Raw genomic sequence first — 404 nt, forward strand, 5'->3', positions numbered from 1 at the left:
ATCCAGGAGTTGGCCATCGCCGAACTGCCGCCGGTGCCCTGCATGGTGCCGAAGGCCAGGTTGGCGTAGCGCTTGGCGTCGGCGGGCGCGCTTTCCACGCGGACCTTGCTCCAGTCCGCGTCGAGTTCCTCGGCGACGATGGTGGCGATACCGGTATAGGCACCCTGGCCCATCTCCACGTGCTTGGCGATCACCGTGACACTGTCGTCCGGGGCGATCCGCAGGAAGGCGTTGGGCGCGAAGCCGGCGTCCGGCAGGGCCGCGGCGAGGGCACGCCGGGCTCCGCTCCACTGGAAGCCGATGGTCAGGCCGACCACCGCGGCGCCTTTGAGGAAGCCGCGGCGCGAGCCGGGCAGGGCGTTGCTCAGATCGATCTTGCTGTTCATGGCGTCAGGCCTTCAGGG

At 69.6% G+C, this 404-nt stretch carries 1 protein-coding gene; it reads right to left on the minus strand.

The window, feature by feature from the left end; genetic code table 11:
- On the minus strand, nt 1-386 hold a 386-nt coding region (locus tag GWG67_RS38885), incomplete at its 3' end, for a molybdopterin cofactor-binding domain-containing protein (protein ID WP_265309165.1).
- Nucleotides 387-404: the final 18 nt, after the last annotated feature.

Origin of the sequence: Bradyrhizobium sp. CSS354 (genome assembly GCF_029051725.1) — a bacterium.
Classification (GTDB): Bacteria; Pseudomonadota; Alphaproteobacteria; order Rhizobiales; family Xanthobacteraceae; genus Bradyrhizobium.